Annotated in this window: 15 protein-coding genes; 4 read left to right on the top strand and 11 right to left on the bottom strand. The window is 70.6% G+C overall.

Going from position 1 to position 17,978, the window contains the following annotated elements; translation table 11 throughout:
- Positions 1-106 precede the first annotated feature (106 nt).
- The 3 genes from FBY21_RS03630 to FBY21_RS03620 all read right to left on the bottom strand — a co-directional run bounded on the left by FBY21_RS03630 (position 107) and on the right by FBY21_RS03620 (position 4,346).
- Positions 107-2,359: an acylase gene (locus tag FBY21_RS03630; RefSeq protein WP_301308051.1), complete on the bottom strand. Its 2,253-nt coding sequence runs from the start codon at positions 2,357-2,359 to the stop codon at positions 107-109.
- Between the two features lie 60 nt (positions 2,360-2,419).
- Positions 2,420-3,754, bottom strand: a complete 1,335-nt coding sequence (locus FBY21_RS03625; RefSeq protein WP_142008687.1) for a lysine N(6)-hydroxylase/L-ornithine N(5)-oxygenase family protein — start codon at positions 3,752-3,754, stop codon at positions 2,420-2,422.
- Positions 3,755-3,866: 112 nt separating this feature from the next.
- Entirely contained in the window at positions 3,867-4,346 is a 480-nt protein-coding gene (locus FBY21_RS03620) for a sigma-70 family RNA polymerase sigma factor (protein ID WP_044399498.1), read from the bottom strand.
- A 178-nt stretch (positions 4,347-4,524) separates the two neighbouring features.
- On the opposite strand from FBY21_RS03620, the gene FBY21_RS03615 reads away from it, so the two are divergent.
- The 4 genes from FBY21_RS03615 to FBY21_RS03600 all read left to right on the top strand — a co-directional run bounded on the left by FBY21_RS03615 (position 4,525) and on the right by FBY21_RS03600 (position 10,156).
- Positions 4,525-5,547: a FecR family protein gene (locus FBY21_RS03615; protein WP_044399503.1), complete on the top strand. Its 1,023-nt coding sequence runs from the start codon at positions 4,525-4,527 to the stop codon at positions 5,545-5,547.
- 120 nt (positions 5,548-5,667) lie between these two features.
- Positions 5,668-6,798, top strand: coding sequence for an efflux RND transporter periplasmic adaptor subunit (locus FBY21_RS03610; protein ID WP_142008684.1), 1,131 nt, complete (start codon positions 5,668-5,670; stop codon positions 6,796-6,798).
- Positions 6,795-8,759 carry a MacB family efflux pump subunit gene (locus tag FBY21_RS03605; protein WP_142008682.1) on the top strand — a complete coding sequence of 655 codons (1,965 nt, stop codon included), beginning with the start codon at positions 6,795-6,797 and terminating at the stop codon, positions 8,757-8,759. Before FBY21_RS03610 ends, FBY21_RS03605 begins: the two co-directional genes overlap by 4 nt.
- A complete protein-coding gene (locus FBY21_RS03600) occupies positions 8,756-10,156 on the top strand; it encodes an efflux transporter outer membrane subunit (RefSeq protein WP_142008680.1) in 1,401 nt (466 codons plus the stop codon). The genes FBY21_RS03605 and FBY21_RS03600 overlap by 4 nt, the downstream gene beginning before the upstream one ends.
- Before the next feature lie 7 nt (positions 10,157-10,163).
- Here FBY21_RS03600 and FBY21_RS03595 read toward each other — a convergent pair whose 3' ends face one another.
- The 8 genes from FBY21_RS03595 to FBY21_RS03560 all read right to left on the bottom strand — a co-directional run bounded on the left by FBY21_RS03595 (position 10,164) and on the right by FBY21_RS03560 (position 17,972).
- Positions 10,164-11,513: an MFS transporter gene (locus FBY21_RS03595; RefSeq protein WP_044399527.1), complete on the bottom strand. Its 1,350-nt coding sequence runs from the start codon at positions 11,511-11,513 to the stop codon at positions 10,164-10,166.
- A gap of 272 nt (positions 11,514-11,785) precedes the next feature.
- A complete protein-coding gene (locus FBY21_RS03590) occupies positions 11,786-12,628 on the bottom strand; it encodes an IclR family transcriptional regulator C-terminal domain-containing protein (RefSeq protein ID WP_142008678.1) in 843 nt (280 codons plus the stop codon).
- Between the two features lie 245 nt (positions 12,629-12,873).
- A complete protein-coding gene (locus FBY21_RS03585; RefSeq protein ID WP_074972087.1) occupies positions 12,874-13,803 on the bottom strand; it encodes an AEC family transporter in 930 nt (309 codons plus the stop codon).
- A gap of 2 nt (positions 13,804-13,805) precedes the next feature.
- Positions 13,806-14,873 carry a cell division protein ZapE gene (zapE, locus tag FBY21_RS03580; RefSeq protein ID WP_253543629.1) on the bottom strand — a complete coding sequence of 356 codons (1,068 nt, stop codon included), beginning with the start codon at positions 14,871-14,873 and terminating at the stop codon, positions 13,806-13,808.
- Positions 14,874-14,886: 13 nt separating this feature from the next.
- Positions 14,887-15,492, bottom strand: a complete 606-nt coding sequence (gene pcaG / locus FBY21_RS03575) for a protocatechuate 3,4-dioxygenase subunit alpha (RefSeq protein WP_142008673.1) — start codon at positions 15,490-15,492, stop codon at positions 14,887-14,889.
- A 12-nt stretch (positions 15,493-15,504) separates the two neighbouring features.
- Positions 15,505-16,227 (bottom strand): protocatechuate 3,4-dioxygenase subunit beta, encoded by a 723-nt coding sequence (gene pcaH, locus FBY21_RS03570; RefSeq protein WP_142008671.1) that lies wholly within the window; start codon positions 16,225-16,227, stop codon positions 15,505-15,507.
- A gap of 126 nt (positions 16,228-16,353) precedes the next feature.
- Positions 16,354-17,298 carry a pca operon transcription factor PcaQ gene (gene pcaQ, locus FBY21_RS03565; RefSeq protein WP_142008669.1) on the bottom strand — a complete coding sequence of 315 codons (945 nt, stop codon included), beginning with the start codon at positions 17,296-17,298 and terminating at the stop codon, positions 16,354-16,356.
- A gap of 80 nt (positions 17,299-17,378) precedes the next feature.
- Positions 17,379-17,972 (bottom strand): LysE family translocator, encoded by a 594-nt coding sequence (locus FBY21_RS03560; RefSeq protein WP_142008667.1) that lies wholly within the window; start codon positions 17,970-17,972, stop codon positions 17,379-17,381.
- Positions 17,973-17,978: the final 6 nt, after the last annotated feature.

Here is a 17,978-nt window from a genome sequence, read left to right as displayed (position 1 = left end):
CGCGACACACTCCCCCAAGTTGACATTCGATACCGCACCCACAAAAAACTCAGCCAGCGCATAGCGCTGGCTGAGTCGAGGTTTTACCAGAACGTGCCGCCAAGCATCACTCGCGCTGCAGCACTTTGCGCTCCAGTGCCGGGTCAGCATCGATTTCGCTGTCACTGAAGGGCAGCGGCTGCCAGGGGTTATCGGCGAACAGGGCGGTCTGGTCGGCGTAGTGGGGGGAGCCGGGGTCGCTGGACTGGGAGAAGGCCAGCAGGCCTCGGGCGCGGGGGCCGTTGGCGTCGAAGGTGACCAGTTGCAGGTAGCTGGTGCCGCTGACCACTTCCAGGCGGTCGCCCTGGTGTTCGCTCTGCATGGCGTTGTAGACCCCCAGGTGGCCGTCGGCACCGGGCATGGGGAAGGTTCGGGCGCCGCGGGTGACCTGGTGCAGATCACCCCAGCGGGCATCGGCAGGGGCGCCCGAGGCGGCCAGGGCCTCGCTGGCGGCCATCAGGGCCTGGCGCAGCGGTTCGCGGGCGGCCGGTGCGATGCCGGTGGGGGTGTCCAGCGGGCGCGTGGGGTCGAAGGGGTGCAGCCAGCCGTCGTCCAGTTCAAGGAAGGCCTGGGCCGCCTGCTGGAACACCAGCATGCCGAGGCCGCTGTCTACCCGCGCCTTGCCATCCCAGTCGGCCAGGGCAGCGCAGGCGCGGCTCAGGTCCACTTCGCCGGCGTGGGCCTTGCACAGCGCCAGCAGTTCCGGCAGCAGTTCGCCGGCCAGGCTCACCTGGTTGTCGGTGACCATTGCCGCCAGGTCGTCCGCCCCTAGCGGCTGCTGGCCTAGCAGGCGCCCCAGGGCGAAGCGGGCACGGGGGGAGATCGGCGTTTCCCGGCTCACCAGGGGGGAGTAGCCCGCCAGGGGGCTCGCCGGGTTGGTCAGCCAGGCGCTGTCGTTGGAGTTCTGCACGAAGTCCTCGCGCAGCAGCACGGGCAACTGCGCGGCCGGGGTGATGCCGGCCTGGGCGGCCCCGGCTTCCCGCTGCCATTCGCAGGCGCTGCGATTGCCCTGCAGGGCAGGCAGGCCCTGCTCCGCCAGTTGCGGGATGACGCACTCGGCGAGCTGCTGGGGCTGCAGGTGCGGCACCACGGATTGGTTCATGTAGAGCGCGCGGCCCCGGTCATCCACCGCCAGGGTGTTGACCCAGGGAATGCCCTGCAGGCGCTCGACACTGGCGCGCAGGGCATTCACGTCGCGCGCCTGGTTCATCGCGTACCACTGCTGCAGCACGCGGGTGTTGCCGAGGTTGGCGTCACGCAGGGCCCAGGCTTCGCCGGCCGACCAGTCCAGCTTGCCGGGCCAGTTCAGCAGCGGGCCGAAACGGGATTCGTAGAGGTCGTGGGACTGGGTGACCAGCTCACCGGACGGCTGCCGCACCCGGATCTGCAGGCGCGTGCGGGTCATGGGCTCGTAGCGGCCGTCGACGCGGTAACGGGTCGGGTTCTTCGGGTCCAGCTCCAGGCGGTACAGCGTGAAGTGCGCGGAGGTGTCCACGGTGTGGGTCCAGGCCAGGTGCTGGCCAAAGCCGATGTTGACCACCGGCAGGCCGGGCAGCGCGGCGCCCATCACGTCGAGCTTGCCGGGGATGGTCAGGTGCAGCTGCCAGAAACGCAGCGCCCCGCTCCACGGGAAGTGCGGGTTGGCCAGCAGCATGGCCGGGCCGTCGGCACTGCGCTGGCGGCCCACGGCCACGGCGTTGCTGCCCCGGTCCAGGCGAAAGCCTTCGACCCGCGCGAGGGTGTGGCCGCTGTCCCGAGCAGCCTGTTGCCGCCCGGGCGGTGCGGCGCCCACCACGGCTTCGGCGAACTGGCCGACACCGCCCTCCACCAGCAGGCGCCGGGTCAGGCGGACCAGGTCATCCGCTTCGATGGAACGCAGCCAGGCCTGCCCGAGGCAGTGGGTGCGACCGGCGTCGGCTTCGCCCAGGTAGCGGTTGAAGCCCTCGGCATAGCCGACCAGCAGCTCGGTCACCTCGTCGGTCTGGGCACGGCGGAAGCTGGCGACCCGCTCGGGGGCGTTCAGCCAGGTGAAGAACAGGTCGGACGGGACGTTGGCCAGGCCGGCGGAGGACTGCCCGTCCGCGCCGAACCAGCGGGCCCGCTCGCCTCGCGCGGTGATGATCTCTTCGGCCAGCAGGCAGGCATTGTCGCGGGCGTAGGCATAGCCGATGCCACGCCCAAGGCCACGCTCGTCAGTCGCGCGGATATGCGGCACGCCGTGGGCGGTCCAGCGGATCAGGGTGTCGCCACCGGCATCGGCGGCATGGGACAGGCACGGCGCCAGCAGCAAGGCTGCGGCCCCGGCGACAAGGGTGCGCATGGGCATCGGGGGTTCTCGCGGAGAAAGGGAACGCGCCGGACGAAGCCGGCGCGGGGGTGGTCAGCCGGCGATGGCGTAGCTCGGCGCGGTACGCCCGGCAGCACCGGCGGGCTCCAGATGCTGGTGCAGGGAGGCGGCGATCTCGTCGGCACGGATCGGCAGCACCGACAGCAGGGTATCGCTGAGGCCGTGGCTGGCCTGGCAGAAGCCCTGCATGTACAGCGCGGGGCGGAAGGTGTCGTCGGTGCGCAGGCGGTAGTCGCGGGCCACCTCGAAATCGCCCAGCCAGGGCGCCAGGGGTTCCAGCAGCTCGCGGTGGGCCTGGCGCTCGTACCCGGTGGCCAGCACCACCGCGTCGTAGCGGTGGCTGCTCTGCTCGCCAGTGGCGATGTGGCGCAGCACCAGTTCGATGCCATCGGTGGTGGCGGTGGTCCGCTCCACGGCGCTGAGGTTGCGGAAGGCATGGCGGCGCGAGCCGGAGACCTTCTGCCGATAGAAGATGCCGTAGATACGCTCGATCAGGTCCAGGTCCACCACCGAGTAGTTGGTGTTGTGGTACTCACGGATCAGCCGCTCACGCTCGGCGGTGGGCTGGCTGAAGATCAGGTCGGTGAACTCGGGGGAGAACACCTCGTTGACGAAGGGGCTGTCATCCGCCGGCTTGAGGGCGGAGCCCCGCAGGATCACGTCCACCTGCACGTTCGGGTAGCTGTCGTTGAGGTCGATGAAGGCCTCCGCAGCGCTCTGTCCGCCGCCGACGATGGCGATGCGCATCGGCTGGCCGCTGGCACAGGGCTGCTGCTGGATACGCTCCAGGTACTGGGCGTGGTGGAACACCCGCGCATCGCCCTTGAGGTGGCGAAAGGCCTGGGGCACGCGCGGGGTGCCGCCGGCGCTGAGCACCACCGCGCGGGTGGTGCGTACCTGGGACTGGCCGTTGGCATCGCGGGAGACCACCCGCAGCGCCTGCACCTGGTTGCCCTCCAGCAGCGGCTCCACCGCCTGGACCTCCTCGCCATAGCGGCACTGGTCGGCGAACTGGCCGGCGACCCAGCGCAGGTAGTCGTTGTACTCCATGCGGCAGGGGTAGAAGGTGCCGAGGTTGATGAAGTCCACCAGGCGGTCGTGCTGGCGCAGGTAGTTGACGAAGGAGTACGGGCTGGTGGGGTTGCGCAGGGTCACCAGGTCCTTGAGGAAGGAAATCTGCAGCTCGCTCTGGTTCACCAGGGTGTTGCCGTGCCAGCGGTAGTCGGCCTGCTTGTCGAGGTACAGCGCGTCCAGGGCGCCCTGCCCGCTGGCGGCACGCTCCTGCAGGGCGATGGCCAGGGCCAGGTTGGAAGGGCCGAAGCCGATGCCGATCAGGTCGTGGATGGCGGTGTTGAGGGGCTGGGTCATGTCCTGTGTCCTCTGCTGGCGGGCCGTCGCGGACCGCGGCTGTCATGGGGGACGGCCCGGTGGCCGCCTGCTGACAAGGAACGAGGACTGGGCAGGGAAATTTACCGGCGGCTCAACCGGCCTCCCACTCGCGCATGCGCAGCCGGCAGTGCTTCATCGCATTGACGATGTGCTTCTCCACCAGGCTGCGGGAAATCGCCAGGCGCTCGGCGATCTCCCCGTGGGACAGGCCTTCCAGCTTGCGCAGCAGGAAGGCATCGCGGCAGGCCTGGGGCAGTTCGTCCAGGGCCCGCCCGAGCATCGACAGGCGCTGGTCGCGGGCCAGCAGGCGCTGCGGCGACGGCGCGTGGAAGCGCTCCTCCTCGTCCAGCACCTCCAGCGGCTCGTTGCGGCGGATGACGCTGCGCCGGTGTTCGTCCACCACCAGGTTGAGTGCCGTGCGGTAGAGAAAGGCCCGTGGCGACTCGATGCGCTCTTGACTCGCACGCTCCATCACCCGCAAATACGCGTCATGGGCGACATCCGCTGCTGCCTGGCGGTCTCCGAGCCTGGACTGGAGGAAACGCAGCAGCTCCCGATAGTAGTTTTCCAAGGCGTCCCCCGGCCGCGTTCCACGCGGCCACACCAGTTGAGCGAGATCAACGCCCATCGTCCTACGATGCTGGCAGTCTGAAATGAACTAAATTTATAATAATTCTCATCAAGATTTAAGCCTCAACGACGGATCGCCTTCAGATCACCATGGAACCCAGGTCAAACCGGTAAGCCCGATGAACAAAGCCACCTCCCCCGCCCCCAGCGATCCCCTGGTCGAAGTCGCCGCCCACTGGTGCATGCGACTGCACGCCGAGGATTGCACCGCCGAGGAGCGCGCCGAGTTCCAGGCCTGGATCGACAGCGACCCGGCCAACGCCCTGGAATACGCGGAAATGCTGGAGATCTGGGAGCTCAGCGCCCACCTGCCGCCCAGCACCGCACCTCTCGGCAAGGCTGCACGCCCGACGCCACCCCGGCCCGCCCCGGCCCCGCAGCAGCGCCCGGCCACACCCGTGCGGCGGCGCGGCTTCCTCGCCCGCCACGCCCGCGCCCTGGCATTGGCGGTGGTCGGCCTGCCCCTGGCGGCCTACAGCGGCTGGCTGGCCGGCTGGGTGCCGGACAGCTACCACCGCTACAGCGCCGATGCGAGCATCCAGCGCTTCACCCTGGGCGACGGCAGCGAAGTGGAGCTGAACCTCGGCAGCCGCCTGAGCTACGCCAGCTTCATCGACCAGCGCCGGGTGGACCTGTCCCGTGGCGAAGCCTACTTCCACGTCAGCCGCGACCCGCAGCACCCCTTCGTGGTGAATGCCGGGGCCGGCTCGATCACCGTCACCGGCACCCGCTTCAACGTCTGGACCTACCAGGACAACGTCGTGGTCACCGTCACCGAAGGCTCGGTCAAGGTGCGCAGCGCCCGCCACGGCAACGACAGCAACCTCTCCCCCGGCATGCAGGCCGCCTTCCGCCCTGGCGACCTGCAGCCCCGCGTCGGCGCGGCAGACCCCGGCAAGGCCCTGGCCTGGCGCGACGGCAAGCTGGTGCTGGACGACCTGCCCCTGGCCGACGCCCTGCCGCTGATCAACCGCTACCTCGACCACCCCCTGGTGCTCGGCGATGCCAGCGTCGGCGAGCAGCGCATCGGCGGCATCTACAGCACCCAGGACATCGGCAACCTGGTCAAGGCCCTGCCCAAGGTGCTGCCGATCCGCCTGGCCACCCAGGACGACGGCCGCGTGGTGATCCACGCCCGCTGAGCCAGCACCCCTGGCCATCCCTCCGGACTAAATCCCCCGGGCCTCCATCCGTTTCCCAGGCAGCCCTCCGTGGTCGTCGCACCGGCGGTCGCGGGTCGTCAGCCAGCCCGGAAGCCCCGCATGCCCACACCTCGACAGCTGCTCGCCGCGCCCCTGCTCGCCCTCCCCCTGCTGGCCCTGGTGGCCTGGACCCAAGCCCCACGGTCGGCCCACCCGGACAGCGTCGCCGTCACCCTGGCGGACCTGGAGAGCAGCGTTAGCGCCCTCGGCACCCTGCAGCCCCGGCACTACGTCGATGTCGGCGCCCAGGCCTCCGGGCAGATCCTCAAGCTCCACGTGGAGCCCGGCGACAGCGTGCGCCAGGGCGACCTGCTGGTGGAGATCGACCCGTCCACCCAGCAGGCCAAGGTGGATGCCGGGCGCTATTCCATCCAGACCCTCGAAGCCCAGCTCGCCGAACAGCGCGCCCAGCACGACCTGGCCAACCAGCAGCACGCCCGCCAGCGCACCCTGCTCGCCGGCGGCGCCGGCCGTGAAGAAGACCTGCAGGTGGCCCAGGCCCAGGTCCGCGCCACCCGCGCCCGCATCGACATGATCCGTGCCCAGATCGACCAGGCCCGCGCCACCCTGCGCAGCGACGAGGCCGAGCTGGGCTACACGCGCATCTACGCGCCCCTCTCCGGCACCGTGGTGGCCCTGGACGCGCGGGTCGGCCAGACCCTCAACGCCCAGCAGCAGACCCCGCTCATCCTGCGCATCGCCCAGCTTTCGCCCATGACCCTCTGGGCCCAGGTGTCCGAAGCCGACATCGGCCGCATCCAGGCCGGCATGCCCGCCTGGTTCAGCACCCTGGGCGGCGGCGGACGGCGCTGGGACGCGAAGGTGCGGCAGATCCTGCCGCTGCCGCCACGGCCCCTGGAGCAGCTCAGCCAGGGCGGCGGCAGCCCCACCGCCGGTGGCGGCCGCGTGGTGCTCTACACCGTGCTGCTGGACGTGGACAACCCCGACGGCGCCCTGATGACCGACATGACCGCCCAGGTGCAGTTCGTCGAAGGCCACGCCCGCAAAGCCCTGACCATCCCCCTGGCGGCCCTGCGCGACGGCGACCGGGTGCGGGTGGTGAACGAGCGCGGCGCCGTCGAGGAACGCCAGCTGCGCATCGGCCTGCGGGACCGCATGCGCGTCCAGGTGCTCACCGGCCTGGCCGAAGGCGAGCGGCTGCTGGTAGGCGACGAGGCCCACGAAGGATGAACGGCGAACCGCCCCTGCTGGAACTGCAGGACGTCCGCAAGCGCTACGGCGGCAACGGCGCCCCCGAGGTGGAGGTGCTGCGCGGCGTCTCCCTGCGCATCCAGGCCGGCGAATACGTCGCCATCGTCGGCGCCTCCGGCTCCGGCAAATCCACCCTGATGAACATCCTCGGCTGCCTGGACCGCCCCAGTGACGGGCACTACCGCTTCGCCGGGCGCGACGTGGCGCAGCTCGACGCCGACGCCCTGGCCTGGCTGCGCCGCGAAGCCTTCGGCTTCGTCTTCCAGGGCTACCACCTGATCCCCGCCGCCTCCGCCCGCGAGAACGTCGAAGTGCCCGCCCTCTACGCCGGCACCCCCGCCCCGCAACGCGCCGCCCGCGCCCGCGACCTGCTGCAGCGCCTGGGCCTGGGCAGCCGCAGCGACAACCGCCCGCACCAGCTCTCCGGGGGCCAGCAGCAGCGGGTCTCGATCGCCCGTGCGCTGATGAACGGCGGCCACGTGATCCTCGCCGACGAACCCACCGGCGCACTGGACAGCCAGAGCGGCGAAGACGTCATGCACCTGCTCGACGCCCTGTCCGCCGAAGGCCACACCCTGCTGCTCATCACCCATGACCGCCAGGTGGCGGCACGGGCCCGCCGGGTGATCGAAGTGCGCGACGGGCAGATCCTCAGCGACAGCGGCACCGACCCCGCCATCAGCCCCCGGGCACGGCCCGCCAGCCAGCTGCGCGAACGCCTGGAGCAACCCAGTCTCGCCCCGGCCGGCGCCTGGGCCGGCGAATTGCTCGATGCCCTGCGCGCCGCCTGGCGGATGATGGGCGTCAACCGCTTCCGCACCGTACTGACCCTGCTCGGCATCGTCATCGGCGTCGCCTCGGTGGTGGTCATGCTGGCCATCGGCGAGGGCAGCAAGCGCCAGGTCATGGCGCAGATGGGCGCCTTCGGTTCCAACATCATCTACCTCTCCGGCTACCCCCCAGCGCCTCGGCTGCCGGAGGGGATCATCACCCTCGACGACATCGCCGCGCTGTCCACTCTGCCCCAGGTGCGGCGGATCATGCCGGTGATCGGCGGCGAACTGCTGGTGCGCTACGGCAACCGCGACATCACCCCCTACGTGCGCGGCAACGGCGTGGACTTCCCCGAGATCCTCAACTGGCCGGTGGCCAGCGGGCGCTACTTCGACGCCCGGGAGGAAGCCGAAGCGGCGCCGGTGGCGGTGATCGGGCAGAAGGTGCGCGACACCCTGTTCCCCGGCCTCGACCCGGTGGGCCGTGACCTGCTCATCGGCCAGGTGCCGTTCCGCGTCATCGGCACCCTGGTGGCCAAGGGCGCCAGCTCCGGCGACGAAGACGCCGACAACCAGGTGGTGGTGCCCTACTCCGCCGCCAGCATCCGCCTGTTCGGCAAGCCCGACCCGGCGTTCGTCGTGGTCGCCGCTGCCGACGCCAGCCGGGTGCAGGCCACCGAAGCGGCGCTGGACCGCTTGCTGCTGCGCCTGCACCGGGGCGTACGGGACTTCGAGCTGACCAACAACGCCGCCCTGATCCAGGCCGAGGCCAGCACCCGCAACAGCCTCTCGCTGATGCTCGCCGCCATCGCCGCCATCTCCCTGCTGGTGGGTGGCATCGGCGTGATGAACGTGATGCTCATGACCGTGCGCGAACGCACCCGCGAGATCGGCATCCGCATCGCCACCGGCGCCCGCCAGCGCGACATCCTCCGCCAGTTCCTCACCGAGGCCTCGCTGCTCTCCATCACCGGCGGCGGGCTCGGCCTGCTGCTGGCCGGCCTGGTGGGCGGCCTGCTGCTGCTCACCGACGTGGCCCTGGGCTTCTCCCTGCTCGCCGCCCTCGGCGCCTTCGGCTGCGCCCTGGCCACCGGCGTCCTGTTCGGCTACATGCCGGCCCGCAAGGCCGCGCGCCTCGACCCGGTAACCGCACTCACCCAACCATGACCGACGCCAAGCCCCTCCTCGCCCTGCTGTGCCTGACCCTGGCCGCCTGCACCCGCCAGGCGCCGGTCGAACCCGCCGCCCTCACTCCGCCGCCCCGGTGGCAGGCAGCCGTCCCGGATGCGGCCGTCAGCGCCCGCGACTGGTGGCGTCACTTCAACGACCCGGCCCTGGAGCGCCTGGTCCAGACGGCGCGCGCCGACAGCCACGACCTGGCCGCCGGCCGCGCCCGCCTGCGCCAGGCCCGGGCCGCCGTCACCCAGGCCCGCGCACCGCTGTTGCCTGAACTCAAGGCGGACCTCAGCGCCAACCAGCAACGCCTGCTGCGCGGCCCGGGTTACAGCCAGTTGGATGCCAGCCGCGAGCAGCCGCGCTACCACAGCTTCGGCGGCCTGCTGAACACCAGCTACGAACTCGACCTGTGGGGCGGCAAGGCCGCCGCCCTGGCCAGCGCCGAACAGGGCTACGCCGCCAGCCGCTTCGACCAGGCCGCCCTGGAGCTGACCCTGGAAAGCGCCGTGGCCAGCGCCTACCTCACGCTCCAGGCCCTGGCGGAGCAGCAGCGGATCGCCCGGCAGAACAGCGACAACGCCCGCCAGGTCCTGGCGCTGGTGCAGACCCGGCATGCCGCCGGTGCTGCCGGCACCGTGGAGCTGGCCCAACAGCAGGGCCTGCTGGCCGCCCGCGAACGCGAGCACGCACGCCTCCGGCAACAGCAGCAGGAGGCCCGGGTCGCCCTCGCCGCCCTGCTCGGCCAGCCCGTGCAGCAGCTGCAGGTCAGCGACCAGGGCTTCGAACGCCTCGCCAACCCAACCCTCGACCCCGGCCTGCCCAGCGCGCTGCTGGCCCGGCGCCCCGACATCGCCGCCGCCGAAGCCCGCCTGGCCGCCGCCGAGGCCGATATCGCCGTGGCCCGCGCCGCCCTGCTGCCGAGCCTCAGCCTCACCGCCGCCCTGGGCAGCGGCGCCGACCAGTTCCCCGACCTGCTGCGCAACCCCTACACCAACCTGGGCGTGGCCCTCAGCGCGCCGATCTTCAACGCCGGTCGCCTGGACGCCGTGCACCAGCAACGCCAGGCGCGCCAGGCGGAGCTGCTGGCCACCTACCAGGGCGCCATCGTCAACGCCTTCGCCGACGTCGAACGCGCCCTGCTGGCCCTGGAGGGCAGCGCCCACCAGCAACGCTGGCAAGCCGAAGAGCGCGACCGCGCCCGGCAGGCGTTCGAACTGGCCGAACGCCGCTACCGGGCAGGAGCGGAGACCTGGCTGACGGTGCTGGAGACCCAGCGCAGCCTGTTCCAGGCCGAAGACGCCGCCGTGCAGGTGCGCCTCGCGCAACTGCAGGCCAGCGTCAGCCTCTACAAGGCCCTCGGCGGCGGCTGGCAGCCGCCCGAGGGCTGAGGCGGGATCAGGTGGCGTCGGCGTGGCTGACCAGGCCCTTCACCAGCACGGCGGCGGTGGCCAGGGCGGCCGGCAGTACCAGGGCGGTGAGCACCTGCTCGAAGTTCCAGCCCAGGCCCAGCAGGGTGGCGCCGATCCAGGCACCGAGGATGGCGCCGAAGCGGCCGATGCCGAGCATCCAGGACACGCCGGTGGCGCGGCCCTGGGTCGGGTAGAAGCGTGCCGCGAGGGACGGCATGGCCGACTGCGCGCCGTTGATGCACATGCCCGCCACCAGCACCAGGGTGGCCAGCAGGGTCATCTGGCCCAGGCTCTGGCCGACGAGCCAGGCGAAGACCCCGGCCAGCAGGTAGAACACGCCGATCACCCGGTGCGGGTCGAAACGGTCCATCGCCCAGCCCACGCCCACCGCACTGAGCACCCCGCCCAGCTGGAACAGCGCACCGATGGAAGCGGCCTGCTCCAGGCTGGCGCCGCTGTCGCGCAGCAGGGTCGGCAGCCAGCTGGTGAGCAGGTAGACGATCACCAGCCCCATGAAATAGGTCAGCCACAGCAGCAGGGTGCCGGCGCTGTAGGTGCCGGAGAAGATCACCCGGAACACGTTGCGGCTCTGCACCGTCTGCTGCTCCGGCACGCTGAAGCCGCTGGCCACGGCCACTTCGCTCGGGGCGATGGGCGCCAGCACGCGGCGAACGCGTTCATCGCCCTTGTTGCGCACCACCAGGTAGCGCGCCGACTCGGGCAGCCACAGCAGCAGCACCAGGGTCAGCAGCAGCGGCAGCAGGCCGCCGATCAGCAGCAGGCTGTGCCAGCCGAACGCCGGGATCAGCTTGGCGGAGACGAAGCCACCACCGGCCATGCCCAGGTTGAAGCCGCAGAACATGCTGGTCACCAGCAGCGACTTGAGGCGCTCGGGGGTGTACTCGGAGAGCAGCGTGGTGGCGTTGGGCATCGCCGCCCCCAGCCCCAGGCCGGTGAGGAAGCGCAGCACCAGCAGCTGGTCGACGTTGGCGCTGAAGGCCGAGAACAGGCTGAACAGCCCGAACAGGAACACCGCCCCCACCAGCACCAGCTTGCGCCCGAAGCGGTCGGCCAGCGGGCCGGAACCGAGGGCGCCGAAGACCATGCCGATCAGCGCGGCGCTCATCACCGGGCCGAGGCTGGCACGGTCGATGCCCCACTCCTGGGTCAGGGCCGGGGCGATGAAGCCCATGGCGGCGGTGTCGAGGCCGTCGAGGAAGACGATGAGGAAGCACAGCAGGACGACGCGCCACTGGTAGGCGGACAACGGCTGGGCATTGATGAAGCGCTGGACATCGAGGGTGCCCGCAACGGGCACGTGGGCTTGGCTGGTCATGCAAGGATTCCTGCTGGGGCCTGGCACCCGCGACCTCTTGCAAGGTGACGACCGGGACCGGCTCGGACTGGACAGGAATGAGGGCGTGCACGGCCGCTCGGTGGCGGCAGGAACGGTCTCTCATTGTTCTTATGGGCCCGACCGCCAGGCAGCGGGCTGTGCAGACGTTACGGAGAGCGCCCCGGGGGTTCAATTCGATAATCGGCAAAGCGTTCGATAGTCGAACAGGTTCAGCCGGGTGGGCGCGGCCTCCCCGGCCGCGCAGCGTCACCTCAGTGGAACAGGCGGGTACTGAGTTCCTTGCTGGCTTCCAGCAGCACCGGCAGGAAGCGGTTCTCCAGTTCCTGGCGGGACACCCGGCCGGCGTGGGTGCCCACGTTCAGCGCGGCCAGCACCTGGCCGGCGGAGTCCTTCAGCGGCACCGCGACGGAGCGCAGGCCCATTTCCAGCTCCTGGTCGATGATCACCCAGCCCTGGCGGCGGATCTCCTCGACGCTGGCGCGCAGGCCCTCGGGGGTGCAGACGGTGCGGCTGGTCTTTACCTGCAGGTCGGCGTGCTCCAGGTAGTCATCCAGGGCCGCGTCGTCCAGGGCGGCCAGCAGGATGCGGCCCATGGAGGTGCAGTAGGCCGGCAGGCGGCTGCCGACGCTGAGGTCCACCGAGATGAGCCGCTGGGGCGTGGCCGAACGGGCGATGTAGAGGATCTCGTCGCCCTCCAGGGTGGCCATGGAGCAGGCCTCGTGCAGCTGCTCGCTGAGTCGGTCGAGGATCGGCTGGGCCGTCACCGCCAAGGGCGTCGAGGACAGGTAGGCGTGGCCCAGGGTCAGCACCTTGGGCAGCAGCGAATAGGTGCGCCCGTCGGTGGTGACGTAGCCCAGCTTCATCAGCGTGTGCAGGCACCGGCGCACGGCGGCGCGGGGAATCTCGGTGCGATGGCTGATCTGGGCGATGGTCAGGTGGCGCTTGCGCTCCTGGAAGGCGTGGATCACCGCCAGGCCACGCGCCAGGGAGGTCATGAAGTTGGGGTCCCCGGTGAAGGCCTCGATGCGCTTGGCCGGCGAGGCGACGATGGGCGGCGCCAGGGGGGTCAGGGGTGCACGCGTTTCTTCGGTCATTGTTGTTGTCCTGTGTGGAGTCGCGGTCGCAGCAGGCGGTCGATTATCGAACCGAAGTTCGATAATCGCAATTGACCCCCGGCGCGGCCGTCCGTACGTTCTGCGCCGCCGGGGAGCGCGCGGTTCGGTCAGGTGCCGCGCCCTTCCGGGCAGGGCCCTGCCCACAAGGCAGTGCCCACCTCCCCCCGCAGACGCCACCACCCCGGCGCGCCACCCGCGCGCCCGGGGCTGGCACTGAGCAGCGCTCAGTGCATCAGGCCGATGAACAGGCTGATGCTGCCGAAGGCCAGCACGGTGCAAGCCACCAGCGCCGCCGCGCAGCGCCCTTCCTGGCCGAAACGCTGGCCGAGGATGGGGTAGATGCTCATCATCGGCGCGCTGGCGAAGAGCACCCCGGCCACCTTCAGCATCGGGTCCGTCGGCGGCAGCAGCTGGAAGCACAGCAACACCACCAGCGGGTGCAGCACCAGCTTGCCGAGGCTCAGTTGCGCCACGTCCGCCAGCAGGCCGCCGGCACGCAGGCCGAGCAGGCTGGCACCGATGACGAACAGCGCCACCGGGGCGGAGGCCGAGGCCAGCATGTCCACCACCCGCGCCGGCACCGCGGGCAGCCGCACCTCCAGCAGCGCCAGCAGCAGGCCGACGCTGATGCCGATGATCACCGGGTTGCGCAACAGCCGCAGGAAGGTGTCGCGCAGCGCATCGCGCAGGCGGCTGCCGCCCTGCTGGCCCATCTCGGCCAGGCCCAGGGCCAGGGGGATCATCAGCAGGTTCTCCACCAGCATGTTCAGCGCCAGGGCCACCCCCGCCGTAGGGCCGACCACCAGGGCGACGATGGGGTAGCCGATGAAACCGCTGTTGGACACCGACATCCCCAGCGCGGTGATGGCCGATGCGCTCAGCGGTTCGCCCCGCACCAGCCGGGTGAACAGCAGGCCGCCCCAGAACACCAGTTGCGAGCCCAGCCCATAGGCCAGCAGGTAGCCCAGGTCGAGGACCTCGCCCAGGGGCCGCTGCAGCAGCGCGTGGACCACCAGCGCCGGCAGCGCGAAGGTGATGACGAAGCGGCCCATGCCCTGGGCCTGGACCTGGGTCACCAGGCCGAAGCGTGCGGAGAGAAAGCCCAGGCCGATGAGGATGAAGATCGGCGCGGTGATGGCGAGTATCTGCAGCATGTTCAATCCGGAAAGTCGGGGTGCAGCGGGCGCAGCTGCCCGAGCCGGCTGCGGGTTCGTGAGAAGTCCATGTGCGGCTTGCCCCGGCACAGGGCGTCGAGGTCCGCCTCGCTGGTCAGCAGCAGGCGCGTGCCGGCGTCGTAGGCGATGTCCACCAGGTTGACGAAGCGCTGCTGGACGTCGATGGCCTCCTCGCCCAGGCACGGCACCTCGCTGATGGCGAGGTGGCGGAACTGCCGGCACAGCCAGAGGAAGTCGGCACTGGAGCGCGGGTCCCGGCAGAGCCTGTCGAAGGCGATCCAGGCCCGGTCAGCGCTTGCAGCCCGGACCGGCAGCGGCCGGTGGTTGACCGTCAGCACCTGGCCATCCGCCGCCTCCAGCCCCAGGCGGGCGGCGATCCAGCCCTCGCCAAAGGCCGACTGCGGCCAGGCGTACTCGCCCCAGGCCTCCCGCTCGCTGCCACGCTGGCGGTAGTCCTCGCTGCCGTCCAGGTGGATCACCTCGAAGCGTTTCTCGATCAGGGCGATGGCGGGTTTGAAGCGCTCCCGGTACAGCGGGTTCGGGCACAGGCCGTCCGGGTGGTAGTTGGAGGTGCACACCAGGCCGACGCCCTCCTCCACCAGCACCTTGAGCAGGCGCCCGAGCAGCACCGCATCGCCGATGTCATGGACGTGGAACTCGTCGAAGCACAGCAGCGGCGCCTCCCCGGCCAGCGCACGGGCCGCCAGGGCCAGCGGGTCCGGCTGGCCGGCGAAGGCGGCGATGCGCCCCTGCAACTCCTGCAGGAAGGCGTGGAAATGCACCCGCCGCTTGCCCGGCACCGGGGCCGCGTCGAAGAAGGCGTCCATCACGAAGCTCTTGCCGCGCCCCACGCCGCCCCACAGGTAGAGGCCGGCCGGCAGCCGCCGCAGCCAGCCGCTGCGCCCCGCCACAAACGCCTCCAGCCATTGGCCGAGACGGGCAATGGCGGTGCGTTGCGCGGGGTCGGCCCGGTAACCCCGGGCCTCCAGCGCCGACTCGAAGTGCCGCTGGATGCGCTGGCCGATGGGTTCGGTCAGCGCATCGGGCACGGGGGCCGGTTCCCTAGAAGTCAAAGAACACCGTTTCCCCTTCCCCCTGGATGCGGATGTCGAAGCGGTAGGCCAGGCGCCCCTCCACTTCGCAGCGGCGCGCCACCAGCGTCTCGCGGCGTTGCGGCTGCTCGATCAGGTTGAGCACCGGGTCCGCCGCGTTGGCCTGGGCCTCGTCCTCGAAGTACAGGCGGGTCTGCAGGTGGATGTTGATGCCCCGGGCGAACAGCGACACGTTGATGTGCGGCGCCATGGGCACCCCGGCGGCGTTCTTCACCACACCGGGCTTGATGGTGTGCAGGGTCCACTCGCCGGCGTCGAAGGTGGTGGCGGTGCGGCCGAAGCTGTTGAACGGCTTCTCCAGGTCGAAGGCGGTGTCGTACACCCCCTCGTGGTTGGCCTGCCAGAACTCCAGGAAGGAGTCGCGCACCAGGTGGCCGTTGCCGTCGTAGACGTGGCCGATCAGCACGATGTGTTCACCCGGCGCGCCGGGCTTGGCCATGCGGTTCCAGATCTCCTGGTCGCGGGTCGGGTTGCCGGCGGCTTCGAGGGCCAGGCCGATGTGCACGTAGGGGCCGGCGGTCTGGGAAGGGGTTTCCGGCAGCAGTTCGATGGGCATGCGGGTGTCTCCTCAGCGGTTCTCGAAGTGGGTCTTGCGCTGGCCGCGCAGCACGATGTCGAAGCGGTAGGCCAGGCAGTCCATGGGGTTGGCGTTGCCCATGTCCAGCTTGGCGATCAGCGTCTGCACGGCATCGGGGTTGGCGATGCTCTTGACGATGGGGCACAGCGGGATGAGCGGGTCGCCTTCGAAGTACAGCTGGGTGATCAGCCGGGTGGAGATGGACGGGCCGCTGATGGAGAAATGGATGTGCGCGGGGCGCCAGTCGTTCGGGCCGTTGCGCCAGGGGTACGGGCCCGGCTTGACGGTGCGGAAGATGTAGCGGCCCTCGCTGTCGGTCAGGGCACGGCCGACACCGCCGAAGTTGGGGTCCAGGGGCGCCAGGTAGCGGTCGTTCTTGTGGCGGTAGCGGCCGCCGGCGTTGGCCTGCCACATCTCCACCAGGATGTGGGGGATCGGCTTGCCGTACTGGTCCATGACCCGGCCGGAGACGACGATGCGCTCACCGATGGGCAGGCCGCCGTGGTTGAAGTTCAGCAGCAGGTCGTTGTCGTGCTCGCCCATCTTCAGGTGGGAGAAGTCCGGGCCGGTGGTTTCCGACAGCGATTGCGGGATGCTCACCAGCGCCTGGCGCGGAGAGCGCGGCACGGAAGTCTTGTAGTCGGGGGTCAGGGCCTTGGGGTGCCAATTACGGTCGCGGATGACAAAGCGGCTTTCCGAGGGAAGATCGGCCATGTCGGTCTCCTGTTGTTCGAGTTGTGGAGGCTGCCAGGCAGCGGGCGGTTGGCAGTCTCGCCGCTGGGGCACGGCCCGTGAACTGAAAAGAACACCGCCAGGCATAACCACTGGGTTATGGGTGAATCAGGCACTGCCCGACTCCGGGTAGTGGCCGTCCCGGTAGTCCTGCCCCAGTTCCCGCAGCACCTCCACGCACCAGTGGGCGGCCAGGGGCAGCGGCAGCGCGGCGTTGCTGCAGATGCCCACCGAGCCGCCGGGCTCGCGGATGCCCAGGTCCAGCTCCACCAGCTCGCCGCGCCGCAGGTCCAGCTGCACCGCGTCGTAGGGGGCGATCCAGATCGCCTCGCCGGTCTGCACGTAGCGCCGGCTCAGGGCCACCGACAGGGTCTCCAGGCGCTGGCGCGGCTGCGCCACGCCGCACTGCACGAAGAAGGCATCGGCGTACTTGCGGATGGTGGTCCCGGCCAGCGGCAGCACCAGCGGGAAGCCCTGCAGGGCCTCGCGCAACACGGGTGCCGCCAGCAGCGGGTGGCCGGGGCGCACCACCAGGGTCATCGACTCGCTGTACAGGTGCTCGAACACCAGCCCCTGGATCTGCGGGCTGTCGGTCATGCGCCCCACCACCAGGTCCAGCTCGCCCAGGTGCAGCTGCGACAGCAGCCAGGCGCTGGGGCCGGTGATCACGCTGGCCACCAGCGACGGGTGGCGCGCATGCAGGCGGCGCACCGCTTCGGGCACCAGCAGGCTCTCCACGGTGGACAGCACCCCCAGGCGCAGCGTGGCCGACTCATGCTCGCCGCTGCGCAGGCTGTTCACCCCGTCCCGCAGGGCCTGCACGCAGGGCCCGGCATAACGCATGAAGGCCACCCCCGCCTCGCTCAGGGTGACCCCGCCATGGCCACGCACGAACAGGCTGGCGCCCAGCAGGTCCTCCAGCTCGCGCAGGGTCTTGGAGATGGCCGGCTGGCTGACCGCCAGCTTGTCCGCCGCGCGCGCCAGGGTGCCCTGGCGTGCCACTTCGAGGAAGCACACCAGGTGACGGAACTTGATGCGGGTGTCGATGTTCACGGGCAGGTCCAGGCAGGGCAATGCGCGCAAGCCTAGCGTCAGATGGGTCTCAGGCCAACCAATTGGTTATGGCCAAGCGGTCAGCCTCCCAGCGCCAGGCAGGCCGACAGGAACAGCAGCACCGCCATGGCCCGGTTGAACCGCCGCTGCGCCCGGTGCCCCGGCAGCAGCCGTGCGCTGCCCGCCCCCAGCAGCGCCCAGGCCCCCATGCAGGGCAGCGACACCAGCAGGAACACCAGCGCCAGCTGCAGCACCCGGATAGCCAGGTCCCCGGCACCGGGCAGGTACACGCCCATCACCACCAGCGCAGTCATCCACACCTTGGGGTTCACCAGTTGCAGCCCCATCGCGCCGGCCACGCCCAGGGGCCGGCCGGCGTCCGGGCCGAGGTCGCGGCCGGCGCTGCGGTACAGGCCCCAGGCGAGCCAGCAGAGCCAGGCGAAGCCGGCGACCTTCATCGCCAGCTGCAGGGCCGGCAGCCGCAGCAGCACCTCCCCCAGGCCGAGGCCGACCAGGGCCAGGACAGCGGTGGCCGCCGAGCAGGCACCGAGCACGATGGGCCACACCCGGCGCAGTCCGAAACGCGCGGCGTTGCCCAGCACCAGCAGGTTGGTGGGGCCGGGGGTGATGGAGGCGACGAAGGCGAAGAGTGCGAAGGGTGACAGCGTGTCCATGGGGGG

The sequence above is a fragment of the Pseudomonas sp. SLBN-26 genome, from assembly GCF_006715895.1.
Classification (GTDB): Bacteria; Pseudomonadota; Gammaproteobacteria; order Pseudomonadales; family Pseudomonadaceae; genus Metapseudomonas; species Metapseudomonas otitidis.
This window is presented reverse-complemented; position numbering and strand designations above follow the sequence as displayed.

What these genes read in the sequence shown, in the direction of transcription:
- FBY21_RS03630 (WP_301308051.1), bottom strand. Translation starts at nt 2,359, where the DNA reads ATGCGCACCCTTGTCGCCGGGGCCGCAGCCTTGCTGCTGGCGCCGTGC.
- FBY21_RS03625 (WP_142008687.1), bottom strand. Translation starts at nt 3,754, where the DNA reads ATGACCCAGCCCCTCAACACCGCCATCCACGACCTGATCGGCATCGGC.
- FBY21_RS03615 (WP_044399503.1), top strand. Translation starts at nt 4,525, where the DNA reads ATGAACAAAGCCACCTCCCCCGCCCCCAGCGATCCCCTGGTCGAAGTC.
- FBY21_RS03610 (WP_142008684.1), top strand. Translation starts at nt 5,668, where the DNA reads ATGCCCACACCTCGACAGCTGCTCGCCGCGCCCCTGCTCGCCCTCCCC.
- FBY21_RS03605 (WP_142008682.1), top strand. Translation starts at nt 6,795, where the DNA reads ATGAACGGCGAACCGCCCCTGCTGGAACTGCAGGACGTCCGCAAGCGC.
- FBY21_RS03600 (WP_142008680.1), top strand. Translation starts at nt 8,756, where the DNA reads ATGACCGACGCCAAGCCCCTCCTCGCCCTGCTGTGCCTGACCCTGGCC.
- FBY21_RS03595 (WP_044399527.1), bottom strand. Translation starts at nt 11,513, where the DNA reads ATGACCAGCCAAGCCCACGTGCCCGTTGCGGGCACCCTCGATGTCCAG.
- FBY21_RS03590 (WP_142008678.1), bottom strand. Translation starts at nt 12,628, where the DNA reads ATGACCGAAGAAACGCGTGCACCCCTGACCCCCCTGGCGCCGCCCATC.
- FBY21_RS03585 (WP_074972087.1), bottom strand. Translation starts at nt 13,803, where the DNA reads ATGCTGCAGATACTCGCCATCACCGCGCCGATCTTCATCCTCATCGGC.
- pcaG (WP_142008673.1), bottom strand. Translation starts at nt 15,492, where the DNA reads ATGCCCATCGAACTGCTGCCGGAAACCCCTTCCCAGACCGCCGGCCCC.
- pcaH (WP_142008671.1), bottom strand. Translation starts at nt 16,227, where the DNA reads ATGGCCGATCTTCCCTCGGAAAGCCGCTTTGTCATCCGCGACCGTAAT.
- FBY21_RS03560 (WP_142008667.1), bottom strand. Translation starts at nt 17,972, where the DNA reads ATGGACACGCTGTCACCCTTCGCACTCTTCGCCTTCGTCGCCTCCATC.